Annotated in this window: 17 protein-coding genes; 12 read left to right on the top strand and 5 right to left on the bottom strand. The window is 69.9% G+C overall.

Going from position 1 to position 14,955, the window contains the following annotated elements; translation table 11 throughout:
• Window positions 1-8: 8 nt before the first annotated feature.
• The 7 genes from T8T98_RS12220 to T8T98_RS12190 are packed head-to-tail and all read left to right on the top strand — an operon-like array spanning window position 9 to window position 6,103.
• Window positions 9-686, top strand: coding sequence for a flagellar basal body L-ring protein FlgH (locus tag T8T98_RS12220; protein ID WP_160734284.1), 678 nt, complete (start codon window positions 9-11; stop codon window positions 684-686).
• A gap of 8 nt (window positions 687-694) precedes the next feature.
• Entirely contained in the window at window positions 695-1,792 is a 1,098-nt protein-coding gene (locus T8T98_RS12215) for a flagellar basal body P-ring protein FlgI (protein ID WP_251104988.1), read from the top strand.
• A complete protein-coding gene (locus T8T98_RS12210; protein WP_160734286.1) occupies window positions 1,789-2,100 on the top strand; it encodes a rod-binding protein in 312 nt (103 codons plus the stop codon). The genes T8T98_RS12215 and T8T98_RS12210 overlap by 4 nt, the downstream gene beginning before the upstream one ends.
• Before the next feature lie 3 nt (window positions 2,101-2,103).
• A complete protein-coding gene (flgK, locus tag T8T98_RS12205) occupies window positions 2,104-3,432 on the top strand; it encodes a flagellar hook-associated protein FlgK (protein WP_251104989.1) in 1,329 nt (442 codons plus the stop codon).
• A gap of 4 nt (window positions 3,433-3,436) precedes the next feature.
• Window positions 3,437-4,345, top strand: a complete 909-nt coding sequence (locus T8T98_RS12200) for a flagellin N-terminal helical domain-containing protein (protein ID WP_160734288.1) — start codon at window positions 3,437-3,439, stop codon at window positions 4,343-4,345.
• Window positions 4,346-4,373: 28 nt separating this feature from the next.
• Complete coding sequence (gene motA, locus T8T98_RS12195) at window positions 4,374-5,237, top strand: flagellar motor stator protein MotA (protein ID WP_160734289.1); 864 nt, start codon at window positions 4,374-4,376, stop codon at window positions 5,235-5,237.
• Window positions 5,237-6,103 (top strand): flagellar motor protein MotB, encoded by an 867-nt coding sequence (locus T8T98_RS12190; protein WP_251104990.1) that lies wholly within the window; start codon window positions 5,237-5,239, stop codon window positions 6,101-6,103. Before motA ends, T8T98_RS12190 begins: the two co-directional genes overlap by 1 nt.
• A gap of 81 nt (window positions 6,104-6,184) precedes the next feature.
• Here the strand turns inward: T8T98_RS12190 and T8T98_RS12185 are convergent, their stop codons facing one another.
• The 3 genes from T8T98_RS12185 to T8T98_RS12175 are packed head-to-tail and all read right to left on the bottom strand — an operon-like array spanning window position 6,185 to window position 8,446.
• Window positions 6,185-6,487 (bottom strand): polyhydroxyalkanoic acid system family protein, encoded by a 303-nt coding sequence (locus T8T98_RS12185; protein ID WP_322295681.1) that lies wholly within the window; start codon window positions 6,485-6,487, stop codon window positions 6,185-6,187.
• Window positions 6,487-7,227 carry a hypothetical protein gene (locus T8T98_RS12180; protein ID WP_160734292.1) on the bottom strand — a complete coding sequence of 247 codons (741 nt, stop codon included), beginning with the start codon at window positions 7,225-7,227 and terminating at the stop codon, window positions 6,487-6,489. The genes T8T98_RS12185 and T8T98_RS12180 overlap by 1 nt, the downstream gene beginning before the upstream one ends.
• A gap of 7 nt (window positions 7,228-7,234) precedes the next feature.
• Window positions 7,235-8,446, bottom strand: coding sequence for a toxic anion resistance protein (locus tag T8T98_RS12175; protein ID WP_251104991.1), 1,212 nt, complete (start codon window positions 8,444-8,446; stop codon window positions 7,235-7,237).
• 148 nt (window positions 8,447-8,594) lie between these two features.
• Between T8T98_RS12175 and T8T98_RS12170 the strand changes: the two genes are divergently transcribed.
• Window positions 8,595-10,151 carry a TIGR00341 family protein gene (locus tag T8T98_RS12170; protein ID WP_251104992.1) on the top strand — a complete coding sequence of 519 codons (1,557 nt, stop codon included), beginning with the start codon at window positions 8,595-8,597 and terminating at the stop codon, window positions 10,149-10,151.
• A 62-nt stretch (window positions 10,152-10,213) separates the two neighbouring features.
• Here T8T98_RS12170 and T8T98_RS12165 read toward each other — a convergent pair whose 3' ends face one another.
• Complete coding sequence (locus tag T8T98_RS12165) at window positions 10,214-11,968, bottom strand: fatty acyl-AMP ligase (protein ID WP_160734295.1); 1,755 nt, start codon at window positions 11,966-11,968, stop codon at window positions 10,214-10,216.
• Window positions 11,969-12,103: 135 nt separating this feature from the next.
• Here T8T98_RS12165 and T8T98_RS12160 point away from each other — a divergent pair, with 135 nt between their 5' ends.
• The 4 genes from T8T98_RS12160 (at window position 12,104) to T8T98_RS12145 (ending at window position 14,275) form a co-directional block, all read left to right on the top strand.
• Window positions 12,104-12,667 carry a regulatory protein RecX gene (locus tag T8T98_RS12160; protein WP_251104993.1) on the top strand — a complete coding sequence of 188 codons (564 nt, stop codon included), beginning with the start codon at window positions 12,104-12,106 and terminating at the stop codon, window positions 12,665-12,667.
• A gap of 54 nt (window positions 12,668-12,721) precedes the next feature.
• Entirely contained in the window at window positions 12,722-13,249 is a 528-nt protein-coding gene (locus tag T8T98_RS12155; RefSeq protein WP_251104994.1) for a DUF192 domain-containing protein, read from the top strand.
• 61 nt (window positions 13,250-13,310) lie between these two features.
• Entirely contained in the window at window positions 13,311-13,709 is a 399-nt protein-coding gene (locus T8T98_RS12150; RefSeq protein ID WP_160734298.1) for an NADH:ubiquinone oxidoreductase subunit NDUFA12, read from the top strand.
• Between the two features lie 2 nt (window positions 13,710-13,711).
• The gene (locus tag T8T98_RS12145) at window positions 13,712-14,275 is read left to right on the top strand and encodes a DUF2155 domain-containing protein (protein WP_251104995.1); all 564 of its coding nucleotides are present in this window, start codon (window positions 13,712-13,714) and stop codon (window positions 14,273-14,275) included.
• Here T8T98_RS12145 and aat read toward each other — a convergent pair.
• The gene (aat, locus tag T8T98_RS12140) at window positions 14,197-14,889 is read right to left on the bottom strand and encodes a leucyl/phenylalanyl-tRNA--protein transferase (protein ID WP_251104996.1); all 693 of its coding nucleotides are present in this window, start codon (window positions 14,887-14,889) and stop codon (window positions 14,197-14,199) included. The two genes, T8T98_RS12145 and aat, sit on opposite strands and share 79 nt — an antisense overlap.
• Window positions 14,890-14,955 lie beyond the last annotated feature (66 nt).

Genomic DNA, 14,955 nt, shown 5'->3' with positions numbered 1-14,955 from the left:
GGGGCCCGATGACTTACGCCTTTGCCCGAACTGCCCTGCGCTCCGCCCCGCTTGCCGCCTGCGCGCTCATGCTCGCCGCCTGCGGGGGCGAGCGTGCCGTGGGTTTCCAGGCCGCCTTGCCGCCGGCGCCCGCGCCGGTGCCCGCGGCGAGCGCCAATGGCGCGATCTTCCAGCCGACGGCCGGTTTCACCCCGCTTTACAACGGCAACCGCGCCAGCCGGGTCGGCGACCTCGTCACCGTGGTGCTGATGGAACGCACGCAGACCAGCAAGTCGGCCAGCAGCAATACCCGGCGCGACGGCGGTTTCTCGCTGACACCGCCGAGCACGGGCCCGCTCTCGTTCGACCCGAACGTGCTTAATTCTTCGGGCCAGTCGTCGTTCAAGGGCAAGGGCGACGCCTCGCAGACCAGCGTTTTCAGGGGGGACATCACCGTGACCATCGCCGAAGTCCGCCCCAATGGCACCGCGCTGGTCCGGGGCGAGAAAGTCATGGAACTGAGCCAGGGCGAGGAATGGGTCCAGCTGTCGGGCATCGTCCGCCTGTCGGACATCGACCAGGACAACCGCATCCCCTCGCACCGGATCGCCGACGCCCGGATCACCTATGCCGGGAAAGGCGCGGTCCAGCGCGCCAGCCGCGAAGGCTGGCTGTCGAAGTTCTTCAATTTCGTCACCCCGTTCTGAGGCGCGCCATGACCAGGATCATCTTCCTCGCCCTCGCGGCATTCGCCGCCCTCTTCGCCGCCCCGGCCTCGGCCGAGCGGGTGCGCGACCTGGGCACATTCCAGTCGGTCCGTTCCAACCAGCTGACCGGCTATGGCATCGTCGTGGGCCTGGATGGCACGGGCGACGACAACTTCGCCTATGTCACCCAGGCCATGCGCGGGGTGTCGGATCGGTTCGGGCTGCAACTGCCGCCCGGGGTCAACCCGGCGCTGAAGAACGCCGCCGCGGTCATGGTGACGGCCGACCTGCCGGCTTTCGCCAAGCCGGGCCAGCGGGTGGACGTGACCGTTTCGGCGATCGGCAAGGCCAAGTCGCTGCGCGGCGGGGCGCTGATCCTCACCGCGCTCTACGGCGCGGACGGGCAGATCTACGCCATGGCCCAGGGCAACCTTGCGGTCGGCGGGCTGGGCGTTTCCGGGGCCGACGGCTCGCGCCTGACGGTCAACGTGCCGACCGTGGGCCGCATCCCCGACGGGGCCAGCGTCGAGCGCGCGGTCGCGACCGGGTTCGAGACGTCCGACGTGCTGCGCTGGAACCTCTACCAGGCCGATTTCCTCACCGCGACGCGCGTGCGCGACGCGATCAACGCGCGCTATCCGGGCATGGCCCGGGTCGAAGACGGCGTGACCCTGGCCCTGCGGCTGCCCTACGGCGCCAACGAGCGGGCCGGGATCATGGCCGATATCGAGATGCTGGATATCGACCCGGCCGAAGCGGCAGCGCGGGTCATCGTCAACAGCCGCACCGGAACGGTGGTGATCTCCAGCGCGGTGCGCCTCGCGCCCGCCGCGATCAGCCACGGCAGCCTGGTCGTGCGGATCGACGAGAACCCCACGATCGTCCAGCCCGGCCCTTTCAGCGACGGCGAGACCGCTCTCGAACACGACAGCACGATCGACGCCTACGAGGAAGGCGACCGGATCGCGATGCTGCAGCCGGGTGCCTCGCTGGCCGAACTGGTCGACGGGCTGAACATGCTGGGCCTTTCGCCGTCGGACCTCGTGGCGATCCTCGAGGCGCTGAAGCAGGCCGGCTCGCTCAAGGCGGAGATGGTGGTGATATGACCGACGCGATTACCCTTTCGCAGGCCAACCCGGCGATCGTTTCGGCCAGTGCGCCGGGCGGGACCGAGCGCGAGCGGCTGGCCGAGGCGGCCCGCCAGTTCGAGGCGATCTTCGTGCGCCAGATGCTCGCCGCCGCGGACAAGACCGATTTCGGCGGGGAGGACCTGTTCGGCAGCAGCGGGGAGGAAACCTTCCGCGAGATGCGCGACGCGCGCTTCGCGGAACTGGCCGCCGGCACCGGGTCGCTGGGCCTCGCCGCGACGATCGAGGCGCAGCTCGCGCGCTTCGTCGGACCGGGGGAGGGCTGAGCCATGGCGTCCGACTTGCTCTCGATCGCCGCCAGCGGCGCGCGCGCGGCCCGCGCCGCGCTCGACGTGACGGCGCAGAACATCGCCAACGCATCGAGCGAGGGCTACGTCCGCCGCTCGGTTTCCATCTCGGAAGTTTCCGCGGCCGGCGGGCAGAACCGGCTGGGCGACATCTCGCTATCGGGCGCGCGCGTTTCGGGGATCGACCGCAATGCCGACATGTTCCGCCAGGCCGAGGTGCGGCGCACGGGCAGCGACCTCGCCCGCGCCAACACCGAGCTGGGCGGGCTGGAGAATATCGAGGCCGCGGTCGAGCAGTCGGGCGTCTACGATTCGATCGTCGAGTTCGAGGCCGCGCTGCAGCAGCTTTCGGCCGACCCGGGCAATCCGTCGCTTCGCGCGGCGGTCCTCGCCGGGGCCGATACCCTGGCCAACAAGTTCAACATCGCGGTCGATTCGCTCGGCGCCGCGGGCGAGGGCCTGCGGTTCGACGCGGCCGCCTCGGTCGAACAGGCCAATGTCTTCGGCGAGGAACTTGCCCGCGTGAACCTGCGCCTGGCGCGGGCGAGCGAGGGCAGCAGCGACCGCGCGACCCTGCTCGACCAGCGCGATACCCTGCTGGAGAAGATGAGCGGGATCGTCGATATCTCGACCTCTTTCGCGGCCGACGGCACGGTGACCGTGGCGACCGGCGGGGAAACGCTCGTCAGCGGCGGGCAGTCGGCCGCGCTGGCCATGACCACGGCCGGCGACGGGACGATCGCGTTCCAGGTCGGCGGCGCGCCGATCGCGCCGCGCGGCGGATCGCTCGCCGGGGCCGCGCTGGCGCTCGAATCCGCGCGCGACGTGCAGGGTCGGCTCGATGTCCTGGCCGACCAGATCGCCGGCGCCGTCAACGCGGCCCAGGCCAACGGCGTCGCCTTCGACGGCAGCCCGGGCCAGCCGATCTTCGCCGGCAGCGGCGCGGCCGGGATCCGGGTCGTCGCGACCCAGGGCAGCGCGATCGCCACTGCCCCCGCCGGCTCTCCGGCAGGCAGCATCGACGGCTCGAACCTCGCCGCGCTGCGCCAGGCGCTGGGCGGGGCGGATGTCGCCGGATCGGCCAACGGGCTGCTGTTCGACGTGTCCAGCGCGGTTTCCGGCCGCACGGTCACGCGCGACGCGCTCGATGCGATCGCCGCTTCCGCGCGCATTTCGCTGGAGCAGCAGGCGGGGGTCGACCTCGATACCGAGGCGGCCAACCTGATGCGGTTCCAGCAGGCGTTCCAGGCCTCCGGCCGGGCGATGCAGGTCGCCAGCGACGTCTTCGACACGATCGTGGGCCTGAGGTGACGCGATGATCAATCTCAGCACATCCGCCTTCTACGACCGCGCCGGCCGCCAGATCGGCGTGCTGCGGGCCGAGGCCGAGAAGCTTCAGCAGCAGGTCGGCACCGGCCAGCGGCTGACCCGCTCGTCGGACGATCCGGTCGCCGCGGCGCGCCTGCGCACGCTCGAGCGGGCGGAGCGCCTTTCGGATATCGACCAGCGCAATTCGGACGTGGCGACGAACGATCTCGCCATGGCCGACGATGCGCTCGGCTCGCTCGCCAATCTCGTGATCCGCGCGCAGGAACTGGCGACCCACGCGGCCAGCGAGACGCTGAGCGCCGAACAGCGCGAAGCGATCGCGACCGAGATCGACAGCCTGCAGGACGCCGCGCTGCTGATCGCCAACGGGCGCAACAGCGCGGGCCACGCGCTGTTCGGCGGACAGGCGAGCGGCGTGGCCTACGAACGCGACGCCGGCGGTGTCGCTTATGTCGGCACCGGCAGCCGCGAGGCGATGGACCTGGGCGATGGCCAGTCGGTCGTCCCCGGACTGACCGGGCCGGAAGTCTTCGCCTTCGAAGTGGACGGCACGCCGACCGATATCTTCGCGGTCCTCGGCGACCTTGCCACCGGCCTGCGCGCGGCGGGCGACCCGGCCGAGGCCAGTCGCGACGCGCTGGGCGGGCTGGCGGCGGGGCTGGAGAAAGTCACCACCGCGCAGACCGTGGTCGGCGCCCGCCTGGGCTGGGTCGAGGTGATGGACGATCGCCGGATCGCGCAGTCCGAGCGGGTGGCGGACGAACAGCTTGCCGTGGGCGGGGCGGACATCGCGGTGACGATGACCCGCCTCCAGGAAATCAGCACCGTGCTCGAGGCGAGCCAGGCGAGCTTCGTGCGGCTGGCCGGGCTGTCGCTGTTCGACATGATGCGCTGACAAGACGTTTAACAGGGGTTCAAGACAGATGTACGCTGCAATCGGTATCGTCGTCCTGCTGGTCATGGTGTTCGGCGGGTTCGCCCTCACCGGCGGCGCGCTTGGCCCCGTGATGGCGGCCGTCCCGCTGGAGATGATGATCATCGGCGGCGCGGCGGTCGGCGCGATGATCGCGGGCAATTCGCTGCACGAGCTGAAGGCGATCGGCAGTTCGTTCATCAAGATCTTCAAGGGGCCGCGCCATTCGCGGCAGGACCATATCGATGCGATCGCGCTGACCACGCGGCTGATGAAGCTGATGCGGACGGAGGGGCCGATCGCGCTCGAAAGCCATGTCGAGAACCCGCAGGAATCGGAGATTTTCGCCGAGTATCCGAACCTGCTGGCGAATGGCCCGCTGATCGCGCTGATCTGCGACACGCTGACGCTGCTGGTCGTGTCCTCGGGCACGCTGGAAACCCACGCGGTGGAAGACGTGATGGACAACGCGATGAAGACGCAGTTCCACGAAATGCGCGAACCGCAGCACGCGCTGCAATCGCTGGCCGACGCGCTGCCCGCGCTGGGCATCGTCGCGGCCGTGCTGGGCGTGGTCAAGACGATGGGATCGATCGACCAGCCGCCTTCGGTGCTGGGCGGGATGATCGGTTCCGCGCTCGTCGGCACGTTCCTCGGCGTGCTGCTGGCCTATGGCGTGGTCGGCCCGCTGGCGAGCCGGCTGAAGCAGATCATCGACCAGGACGAACAGATCTTCCACGCGGTGAAGCAGGTGATGATCGCCTCGCTCAACGGCTATCCGCAGCCGCTGGTGGTGGAAAGCGCGCGCTCGGGGCTGGGCCATGCCTTCCGCCCGGGCCTGTCCGAGCTGCTCGACAGCCTGAGGGGGCGGTAATGCCCGCCGCCGGCGGGGCAGGGCGCAACGACCCGGCGCCGATCATCGTCAAGAAAGTCACCGTCGTCGAGGGCGGGGGGCACCACGGCGGCGCGTGGAAGGTCGCCTATGCCGACTTCGTGACCGCGATGATGGCCTTCTTCCTCCTGCTGTGGCTGCTCGGGTCCACCACCGAGGCGCAGCGCAAGGGACTGGCCGACTATTTCACCCCCACCCTGGTCAAGCTGAAGGAGCAGAGCGCGGGTTCGGACGGTTTGCTGGGCGGGGCCTCGCTGGTCGATCCCGACAACTATCCCCAGCGCGCGGCCCAGACCGGGCAGCGGCCAGTGACCGTGCCGCGTGACGCGACCGGCGGGCAGAAGGAAGCGCTCGACCGCGTGCGCCGGATGCGCGAGCGCGTCGAGGCCGAAGTGCAGAACGATCGCCGCCTGCGCCGCCTGCTGCGGCAGGTGCGGATGGTCGATACGACCGAGGGGGTGCGGATCGACCTGGTGGACGATGCCGATTTCTCGATGTTCGTGCTCGGCACCACCGTGCTCACGCCCGATGCGCGCAAGCTGCTCGACGCGATTGCCGAGGCCCTGCGGCCCGAGCCGGGCGATCTGACCATTCGCGGGCACACCGATGCCCTGCCGTGGCGCAGCGGGGCGCAATCGAACAACTGGTCGCTTTCGGCAGGCCGGGCGGAGGCGACGCGCCAGGCGCTGATGCGCAATGCCATCGGCGAAGGGCGGTTCCGCCGGATCGAGGGGGTGGCCGACCGCGAACCGCTGGTGCAGGACAACCCGCAGGACCCGCGCAACCGGCGGATCTCGATCGTCCTTGCCGGCGCGCGCCTGGCGGGGGGGCCGCGAACGACGGGCTAGCCCGCGCGCGGGACGACCGGCGCCGTTCGCCCGGTCCTTCCGCTCGCCTGCCTGTCGCTTGTCTGCCGCTCGCCCGGCCCTTCAGGCCTTGCCGATCAGTTTCTGGCCCTGCTGGCGGACGGCGCCGGCGATCATCGGTTCGAGAAAGCCGAGCGCGGGCGGCAGGTCGATTTCGAACACCAGTTCGCCTTCCTCGATATCGACCCGCCCGTCGAGCGCCTGGCCCATCGCGCTGATCCGCATGGTCATGCGGTTCTCGCTCGGCCAGGCGGTCGTGACATCGGCCATGCCGCCCGGGATATGGTCGCCGATCTCGTGGCTGCGCCGCTGCATCCGTGCGCGCACCGTTTCGCGCGGAAGGTCGTGGGGAATCGCGACCCGCATCAGTTTTCGTCCTTTCCGGCGCCGTCGCCGTACCGGTAATCGAGGAAGCGGTGGCGCACCGCCAGGTCGTCCAGCGCGCCGTCGGCCAGCTGGCGGGTGACCGAATCGATCTCGCGGCTGATCCGGCCCAGCCCTTCGGCCAGCTGCTCGTCGGGCGTGGCCCCGGCGCGCCGTTCGCCGCGCAAGTGCGCGGGCACCTTGCGATAGGAATCGATCATCTCGGGCAAGTGCTCGCCGACCAGCTGGCGCACCTCGCGCACGGCGGGATGTTCCTGGTCCACGGTTTCGAGCTGGAGGCCGAGCGCGTCGAGCTGGACGCCGAGATCGTCGACGATCTTCGCCGCCGGCGGGGGCAGGGCCGGGCGCTGGTGTTCCAGCCACAGCTCGGTCCGCCCGACGAGGTCGCGCGCGTTGCCCTTGTTCAGCTCCGCCCGGCGGGGGACCTTGATCCGGGGAAAGGCGGCGAAGACGCCGACCGCGACGACGATCGCGAGGAACGTGATCATGATCCCGGCAAAGCCGATCCCGTCGACGATCAGCCCGGCGACCATCGCCGCGGCGACGATCGCGCCCACGGCCAGGACGATCCGCTTGATCTTGCCCACCAGGTGGCGCGTCTTCAGCGCGGCCGACCCGCGCCCGATCGAGGCGCGGCGGTGATATCCCCCGGCGCGGTTTTCCGCCAGCGACCGGCGCGCATCGGCGAGGATCGCGTCGCTTTCGCGTGTCGTGTCCGCCATGCGCCGCCTAGCTTTCCAGCGCCAGGAGCGAAGGCTCCGAACCGATCTTGGCCTGGGCCCGGGCCTGGCCTTCGGCGCGCGCGATATAGCCTTTCGACTTCTCGACCTCGTCGCTCAGCACGGTCACCGTCTGTTTCATCGAATCGAGCGCGCGCAGCTTGAACTGGTCCACTTCGTCCATCGTGTCGTAGATGTTCTGGAACGCGCGCTGGAGCGTTTCGAGCGGGATCGTGCTCGACGCGGCCTGTTCGTGGATCTTGCCGGTCTGGTCGCGCAGCATCGTGCTGGTCGAATCGATGATCCCGGCGGTCGTGTCGTTGAGCGCCGAAATCTGTTGCAGCACCAGCCGCTGGTTGGTCATCGCCTCGCTCACCGTCACCGCGGTGCGCAGCGCGCCGACCGTGGTCGTGCTGGCGCGATCGACCCCTTTCACCAGCTCGACGTTGTTCTTCTTCACCAGGTCGAGCGCGAGGTAGCCCTGGACGCTCACCGCCATCTGGGTCAGCAGGTCCTGGGTGCGCTGGCGGACGTAGAAGAGCGCGGTCTCGCGGATCGCCTTGGCCTTGGCCGGATCGGCCGCGTCGAGTTCCGCCGCCTTGTCCTCCAGCCGCTGGTCGAGCGAGCGCGAGATGTGGATCATCTGCTCCAGGTTGCCCATCGCTTCCCACAGCTTGGCCCGTTCCACGTCGATCGCGGCATTGTCCATCAGCAGCTCGTCCTTGCCGTTGGAAAGCTTGTCGAGGATCTGCTGGATATGGGTCTGCGCGCTCTGGTAGCTGCGGAAATAGTCGTTCAGCTTGTTGCCGAAGGGGATGATGCCCAGCAGCTTCTTCGGTCCGGTCAGCTTGCCGCGGCGCGAGGGGTCCAGCTCCTCCACCGTCCGGCGCAGTTCGGCCAGGTTGGCGCCGACCCCCTCGTCCTTGTCCATCGCGCGGATCGGCCGGTCGAGGAAGCGGTTGGAATGCTGCGAGGCGGCCATGATCTCCTTGCGGCCCATGTTGGTGATCTGGTCCACCTTCTGGCCGAACTCGGGCGAATTGGCATCGACCGCGACGAGATCGGCGACGAATTCGTCGACTTTCTCGTCCAGCTTCGATTTCTTCTCCTCGCTCACCGGCACCAGGCCCGCGGCCTTTTCCGGCGCGACCTGCGGCACCGGGTCGGGCGGGGTCAGTTCCAGATCGGTCTCGCTCGCCGTGGCGGTCTGATTGGTGGCCATACCTGCTTTTTCGCTCCTCGCGGCCGCGCCGGGCGGCCCTCTGCCTGGTGTATTAATGCCCTAAGACACGAATTTCAACAATTGCACCCGCGGCGCCTGGCGCGAATGTCGGCTTTTTTCCGCGCATGGCAAGCGCTAAAGCCGGCGAATGGACAGCGAGGAAACAGGGGGCGGCGACACGGGGCGCAGCCCGGCCGCGGCGGCCGCGGCTGCGGTGCGACGCCCGCAGTGGTCGTTCCTGCGGGTGGTGGTGAGCTTCCGCCGCTGGTGGCGCGAAATGGTGGTCGAAACGGTCCACCAGGGCGAAGTGATAGAGCGCCGGCGCAAGGAATGCGCGCTCTCTTCCCGCTACCTGTTCATGACCGCGATGTCGGCCGGGATCGCGATCCTCGGCCTCCTGCTGTCCTCGCCCGCCGTGGTGATCGGGGCCATGCTGCTATCCCCGCTGATGGACCCGATCATGGGGCTCGGCTTCGCCCTGGCGATCGGCGACTATCGCTGGCTGCGCCAGTCGGCCCGCTCGCTCGCCTGGGGCACGGCGATGGCGGTGGGGCTCTGCGCGCTGATCGTGTTCATGTCGCCGTTGCAGGACATCACGCCCGAGATCGCCTCGCGCACGCGGCCGAGCCTGTTCGACCTGCTGGTGGCGCTGTTCTCCGCGCTCGCCGGTGCCTACGCGATGATCCGCGGGCGCGAGGGGACGATCGTCGGCGTCGCCATCGCCACTGCCCTCATGCCGCCGCTGGCGGTGGTCGGCTTCGGCCTCGCGACCGCGAACTGGACGGTCTTCTGGGGCGCGCTGCTGCTCTATATCACGAACTTCGTCACGATCGCGCTCACCGTCTGGGCGATGGCGCGCCTCTATGGCTTCAGCGTCACCCTGACCGAGCGGCAATCGCGCTGGCAGAACTTCGTCCTCGGCGCGGTCTTCGTCGCGCTGGTCGTGCCGCTGGGCCTCTCGCTGCGCCAGATCGCGTGGGAAGCGGCGGCCGCGCGGCAGGTGCGGACCGAGCTGGCGGAAAATTTCGGCAGCGCGGCGCGCCTGTCGCAGCCGGAGATCGAGTTCGATACCGACCCGATGCGGGTTTCCGCCTTCGTCTGGACCACCAGCCTGCAACCCGATGCCGAAGTGCGCGCCGAGGAGAGCCTGGCCCGCGCGCTCGGCACGCCGGTCGACGTGCAGCTCAAGCAGTTCCTCGTGCGCGACGAGCAGAGCGCGGAGGAGGCGCAGCTCGCCTCCGCCAAGGCGGCCGAGGAAGAGGCCGCGCGCGACCGGCTGGACGATCTCGCCGCCCGCCTGGCCGTCGCCGCGGGCACGAGCGAGGACGAGGTCCTGCTCGACCGGCAGCGGCGCCGCGCGCTGGTGCGGGCCGAGCCGCTGCCGGGCGCGGGCCTGGCGGCCTATGCCGCGCTCGAACAGCGGATTGCCGCGACCGAGCCGGAATGGCGGATCGAGCTGGTGCCGCCGGTCTCCGACCTGCCGCAGGTCGCCTTTGCGGGGGAAGAGCCCGACGAGCCCGCGCGCGAGGCGATCGCGCTCGCCGGCTGGAGCGCGAAGCGCCTCGGCCGGCCGCTGGTCGTCTCCGGGCCCGAGGCCGAGGCAGAGGCGGTTCGCGCCCTCCTAGCCGAACAGGGCGCGCGGGTGCGCCTGGGCGATGCGGGCGGGGCGCTGCGCCTCGCCTGGGGGGACGAGGCGGCGCGGTAAGCCGCGACAGGGCCGGGCGACAGGGCCGGGCGGCGCGGGGCCCGCGGGCCCGGCCGGCCGGGTCAGGCGGCCTGCATCAGCGGCAGCGGCTGGATTTCCCCGGCGAGGTAGAGCTTCTTCGCCTTGGCCCGGCTGAGCTTGCCAGAGCTGGTGCGCGGCAGCGTGCGCGGCGGGACCAGTTCGACCACGCAGTTCATCCCGGTGATGGAGCGGACCTTGTCGCGGATCTGTTCGTGCAGGCGCACGCGCTCTTCCGGGTCGGACACGCGGCAATGGACCAGGACGGCGGGCGCTTCCTCGCCGTTCTCGGTCTCGACCGCGAAAGCGGCGATGTCGCCGTGGTTGAAGCCGGGAAGCTGTTCCACCGCCCACTCGATATCCTGCGGCCAGTGGTTCTTGCCGTTGATGATGATCATGTCCTTCGCCCGGCCGACGATGAACAGGTAGCCATTGGCCATGTAGCCCATGTCGCCGGTGTCGAGCCAGACGTCCCCGTTTTCCTTGGCGACCAGGCAATCGGTGGTCGCTTCCTCGTTGCGGAAATAGGAATGCATCACGCTCTTGCCGCGGCACCATACCTTGCCGATCTTGTGATCGCCCTTGGGCTTCCCGTCCTCCCCGCGGATTTCCACTTCCATGCCGGGCAGCGGCTTGCCGCAGTTGACGATCGCGCGGTAGCGCGCCGGGCGGGAGAAATCGGCCCGGGTGCCCGAAAGCCGCTCTTCCTCGACCAGCTCGACGCGGATCCCCTCGCCCGGGGGCATGACGGTGACCGCCAGGGTCGCTTCCGCCAGGCCGTAGGACGGGGTGAAGGCGCTGGCGCTGAAGCCGGCATCGGCGAAGGCGTTGACGAAGTTCTGCATCACGTCGGGGCGGATCATGTCGGCCCCGTTGCCCGCGGTGCGCCAGCGCGAGAGGTCGAAGCGTTCGGCGACGCTGCTCTGGCTGGAAATCCGGCGTGCGCAGATGTCGTAACCGAAGGTGGGGGAATAGGACAGGGTATTGCCCTGGTTGCGGCTGATCAGGTCGAGCCAGGCGAGCGGACGGCGGGCGAAATGTTCGGTCTTGAGGTAATCGACCGAGGCCTGGTTGGCGATCGGCGAGAGGAAGCAGCCGACGAGGCCCATGTCGTGATACCACGGCAGCCACGAGACGACCCGGTCGTTGACGCCCAGGTCCACCGCCGTGGCATGGCCGAACAAGTTGTGCAGCAACGCCTCGTGCGTGACCGCGACCCCGGTGGGGAAGCGGGTCGAGCCGGACGAGTACTGGAGATAGCAGATATCGTCGGGCTTCGCCTCGGGCAGCGGGCATTCGGGCGCCTCGCGCGCGGCGAAGCTGTCCCAGTCGGTGCCCTCGCACCCCTGGCGCCGGGCGGCCGCCTGCGCCATGTCGGCGATCTCGGGCGGGTAGATCAGCACCTTGGGATCGCAGCTTTCGAGCTGGACCGCGAGCTGGTCGATATAGCTTTCCTTGCCCCCGAAGCTGGTCGGCAGGGGCAGGGGGACGGGCCAGGCCCCGGCATAGACGCAGGCGCAGAACAGGGCCGCGAACTCGGGCCCCGTCTCCGCGATCAGGGCGACGCGGTCTTCCCTGCCGATCCCCGCGGCGACCAGCCGGTGGGCCATGGCCAGCGCATCCTGCCGCATCTCGCGATAGGGATAGGGTCGCTCCAGCGTTCCGCGCATGTCGTGGAAATTGAGCCCCTTCTCGCTCCGCGCCGCGTAATCGATCGCTTCGCTGAAGGTCGCAAAGTCCGACCGCCGGCGCGGCAGCGCGCAGTCATTCGGGGTCGGAATCAGGTTGGTTTCTGTCATGTCTGGAGGCGTTACCCGTCATTTGCGCGCAACATGGCGCGTGCATTGTCCCCTATAAGCGACGCTCTTTATCCCGTGCCCGGCGACGTTTCAAACTTTCCCATTTCCCAACGAGTGTGGCACGAATAAGGCCGCATGGCCGACCACAGCATGAACAAGCGGCGAACGCGCCGCCAGCCGAGGCCGCTCGATGCCGCGCGGCTGGAGGAACTGGCGCTCGCCTATGTCGCGCGCTTCGCCACCAGCACGGGCAAGCTGGAGGGCTATCTCGCGCGCAAGCTGCGCGAACGGGGATGGGAAGGCGAAAGCCCGCCCGATCCCGCAGCGATCGCTGCGCGCTTTGCCGATCGCGGCTATATCGACGACGAAAGCTATGCCCGCAGCCGGGCGGAAGGGCTGCTGCGGCGCGGCTACGGCGCGCGGCGGATCGACGAGACGCTGCGCGGCGCGGGGATCGGCGGGGCGCTGCGCGAGGCGGTGGGCCCGGACGAGGGCGCGCGCCGGGCCGCGGCCCTGCGGCTGGCGCGCAAGCGGCGCTTCGGCCCGTTCGCACCGGAACCGCCCGACCGCGAACGGTGCGAGAAACAGATTGCCGCGATGGTGCGCGCGGGCCATGGATTCGAACAGGCCCGCGCGGTAATCATGGCGGCCAGCGTGGGCGAGGCGGAGGAATGGGCCGCCGAAGCCCCGCACGACTGATTGCACCGACTGACCGGGCCATATTTGCGCCGACCGACCGATAGGGGACCGCCCATGCGCCGCACGACAGCCGTTATCTTCCTGGCGCTGGCCGCCGCCTGTTCGCCCCAGGCCGGGGCCGGCGGGGCAGCGGCGCCGACCGCTGCGCCCGGCGAGCGCCACGAGGTGCTGCGCCACCCGGTCTCGGGCCTGGAGATCGTCGAGCTGGAGGTCGCGACCGGGACGGGGCGGCACAGGTTCGCGGTCGAGGTCGCGCGCACCCCGCGCGATCAGGCCCGGGGCCTGATGTTCCGCACCCAGCTGGACGAGAACGAGGGGATGCTGTTCCCGCGCGACCCGCCCGACATCGCCAGCTTCTGGATGAAGAACACGCCCCTGCCGCTGGACATCATCTTCATCGGCCCGGACGGGCGGATCATCAATATCGCGGCCGAGACCGTGCCCTATTCGCTCGACCCGGTGGTCGCCGCGGGGCCGACCGCGGCCGTGCTGGAACTGCGCGGCGGGCGCGCAGCCGAACTGGGCATCGGCCCGGGCGACCGGGTCGAATGGCCGGTCCACGGGGCAGCACGCGCGCGATAATGCACCGGCCGGTCGATTGGGCGCTTGGCCGCGCGGGCCGAATCGGCTAACCGCCCGCTTCATGAAATTCCTGGCCAAGATCTTCACCTGGTGGGATGGCGCGACCATCGGCACGCTGCTGCACAGCTGGCGCCACGGGGAACATGTCGGCACCGACGCGCAGGGCAACCGCTATTACCGCTCGCGCCGCAAGTCGGCCGACGGGCGCGAGCGGCGCTGGGTGATCTACGAAGGCGCGAACGACGCCAGCCGGGTGCCGTCCGAATGGCACGGCTGGCTACACGGGGCGTTCGACGACGTGCCCGAAAGCCACCTGCCCCCGGCGCGGATCTGGGAAGCCGACTTCACCCCCAATGCCACGGGCACCCAGGGGGCCTACCTCCCGCAAGGGGCGCTGCAGCGCGGCGGCCGCCGGGCGGCGGCGACAGGCGATTACGAAGCGTGGTCGCCGGACAGTTGAACATGCGCGTCCTCGCCGGGCTGCTGGCCGGTGCCGTGGCCCTGGCCGGCTGCTCCCCCGGAGCGTCCGAATCCGACGCCCCCGAAACCCAGGCCCAGGCTGGCGACGGCGCGGCAACAGGCGCCGCGGGCGATGCCGCGCCCGCCCTTGGGGCGAGCGACGACGCCGCATCCGAGAGCGCGGCGGGCGAGGTCGAGGCGACGCCGATGGAAGAACGCGTGGCCACGCTCGGCTTGCTGAACAAGCGCAACAACCTGTCGCAGGACCTCGAGATGACGCCCGGCGAATCGCGCCGCGTGGGCAATGTGATCGTGCGCCTCGCCGCGTGCGAGCGGACCGCGCCGTGGGAAATGCCGCGCGAAACCGGGGCGTTCGTTCAGGTCCTCGTGCGCGATAACGCGGCCGAGGGCGAGGGGCGGTGGGACAAGGTCTTTTCCGGCTGGCTGTTCCGCAATTCGCCCAGCCGCAACGTCGTCGAGCACCCGATCTACGACGTCTGGGTGAAAGACTGCGCGATGAGCTTCCCGGGCGAGGAAGATCCCGCCTCCGCCAGCAACGCGGCATAGGCTTCGGGCAAGGCCAGCCCGGGCTGTCCGCGGGCGCTTTCCAGCAATGCGCGATAGTGCGCCTGCGGAATTTCCACCGCGCCCAGCGAGGCGAGGTGTTCGGTCATGAACTGGCAATCGAGCAGCGCGAAGCCGGCCCGCTGCATCAGCGCGACGAGCCAGGCCAGCGCCACCTTCGATGCATTGTCGGCCCGGCTGAACATCGATTCGCCGCAGAAGGCCCGATCCACCGCCAGGCCGTAGAGGCCGCCCACGAGCGCGCCGTCGCGCCAGCATTCGATCGAGTGGGCATGGCCTTCGCGATTGAGCGCGAGGAAACTGCTTTCGATCCGGCGGCTGATCCACGTTCCGCCCCCGTCGTCGCGCGGGGCGGCGCAGGCGCGCAGGACATCGCCGAAGGCGCGGTTGCAGGTGACTTCGAACCGGTCGCGCCGCAGGATCTTGCGCAGCGATCGGGTGCAGCGAAAGCCGTCGAGCGGGATGATCGCCCGCTGCCGCGGCTCGACCCAGAACAGCTCGGCATCGTCGCGCCCGTCGGCCATCGGGAAAATGCCGTTGCGATAGGCGTGCAACAGCATCTCGGACGGGATCGGGCCTTGCGCGGGCGCGTGCATGGGGCGGCCTTAGCCCCGGCCGCCGCGGGTGAACAGGGGCGGCGGTGGGTGCCCGCGCGCGGGCAG

Origin of the sequence: Pelagerythrobacter marinus (genome assembly GCF_034375205.1) — a bacterium.
Classification (GTDB): domain Bacteria; phylum Pseudomonadota; class Alphaproteobacteria; order Sphingomonadales; family Sphingomonadaceae; genus Pelagerythrobacter; species Pelagerythrobacter marinus.
The sequence above is the reverse complement of the archived record's forward strand: the minus strand, read 5'-3'. Positions and strand labels throughout refer to the sequence as shown.

What these genes read in the sequence shown, in the direction of transcription:
- T8T98_RS12145 (WP_251104995.1), top strand. Translation starts at nt 13,712, where the DNA reads ATGCGCGTCCTCGCCGGGCTGCTGGCCGGTGCCGTGGCCCTGGCCGGC.
- T8T98_RS12190 (WP_251104990.1), top strand. Translation starts at nt 5,237, where the DNA reads ATGCCCGCCGCCGGCGGGGCAGGGCGCAACGACCCGGCGCCGATCATC.
- T8T98_RS12155 (WP_251104994.1), top strand. Translation starts at nt 12,722, where the DNA reads ATGCGCCGCACGACAGCCGTTATCTTCCTGGCGCTGGCCGCCGCCTGT.
- T8T98_RS12200 (WP_160734288.1), top strand. Translation starts at nt 3,437, where the DNA reads ATGATCAATCTCAGCACATCCGCCTTCTACGACCGCGCCGGCCGCCAG.
- T8T98_RS12175 (WP_251104991.1), bottom strand. Translation starts at nt 8,446, where the DNA reads ATGGCCACCAATCAGACCGCCACGGCGAGCGAGACCGATCTGGAACTG.
- T8T98_RS12215 (WP_251104988.1), top strand. Translation starts at nt 695, where the DNA reads ATGACCAGGATCATCTTCCTCGCCCTCGCGGCATTCGCCGCCCTCTTC.
- T8T98_RS12170 (WP_251104992.1), top strand. Translation starts at nt 8,595, where the DNA reads ATGGACAGCGAGGAAACAGGGGGCGGCGACACGGGGCGCAGCCCGGCC.
- T8T98_RS12185 (WP_322295681.1), bottom strand. Translation starts at nt 6,487, where the DNA reads ATGCGGGTCGCGATTCCCCACGACCTTCCGCGCGAAACGGTGCGCGCA.
- T8T98_RS12160 (WP_251104993.1), top strand. Translation starts at nt 12,104, where the DNA reads ATGGCCGACCACAGCATGAACAAGCGGCGAACGCGCCGCCAGCCGAGG.
- flgK (WP_251104989.1), top strand. Translation starts at nt 2,104, where the DNA reads ATGGCGTCCGACTTGCTCTCGATCGCCGCCAGCGGCGCGCGCGCGGCC.
- T8T98_RS12150 (WP_160734298.1), top strand. Translation starts at nt 13,311, where the DNA reads ATGAAATTCCTGGCCAAGATCTTCACCTGGTGGGATGGCGCGACCATC.
- T8T98_RS12180 (WP_160734292.1), bottom strand. Translation starts at nt 7,227, where the DNA reads ATGGCGGACACGACACGCGAAAGCGACGCGATCCTCGCCGATGCGCGC.
- T8T98_RS12220 (WP_160734284.1), top strand. Translation starts at nt 9, where the DNA reads ATGACTTACGCCTTTGCCCGAACTGCCCTGCGCTCCGCCCCGCTTGCC.
- T8T98_RS12210 (WP_160734286.1), top strand. Translation starts at nt 1,789, where the DNA reads ATGACCGACGCGATTACCCTTTCGCAGGCCAACCCGGCGATCGTTTCG.
- aat (WP_251104996.1), bottom strand. Translation starts at nt 14,889, where the DNA reads ATGCACGCGCCCGCGCAAGGCCCGATCCCGTCCGAGATGCTGTTGCAC.
- motA (WP_160734289.1), top strand. Translation starts at nt 4,374, where the DNA reads ATGTACGCTGCAATCGGTATCGTCGTCCTGCTGGTCATGGTGTTCGGC.
- T8T98_RS12165 (WP_160734295.1), bottom strand. Translation starts at nt 11,968, where the DNA reads ATGACAGAAACCAACCTGATTCCGACCCCGAATGACTGCGCGCTGCCG.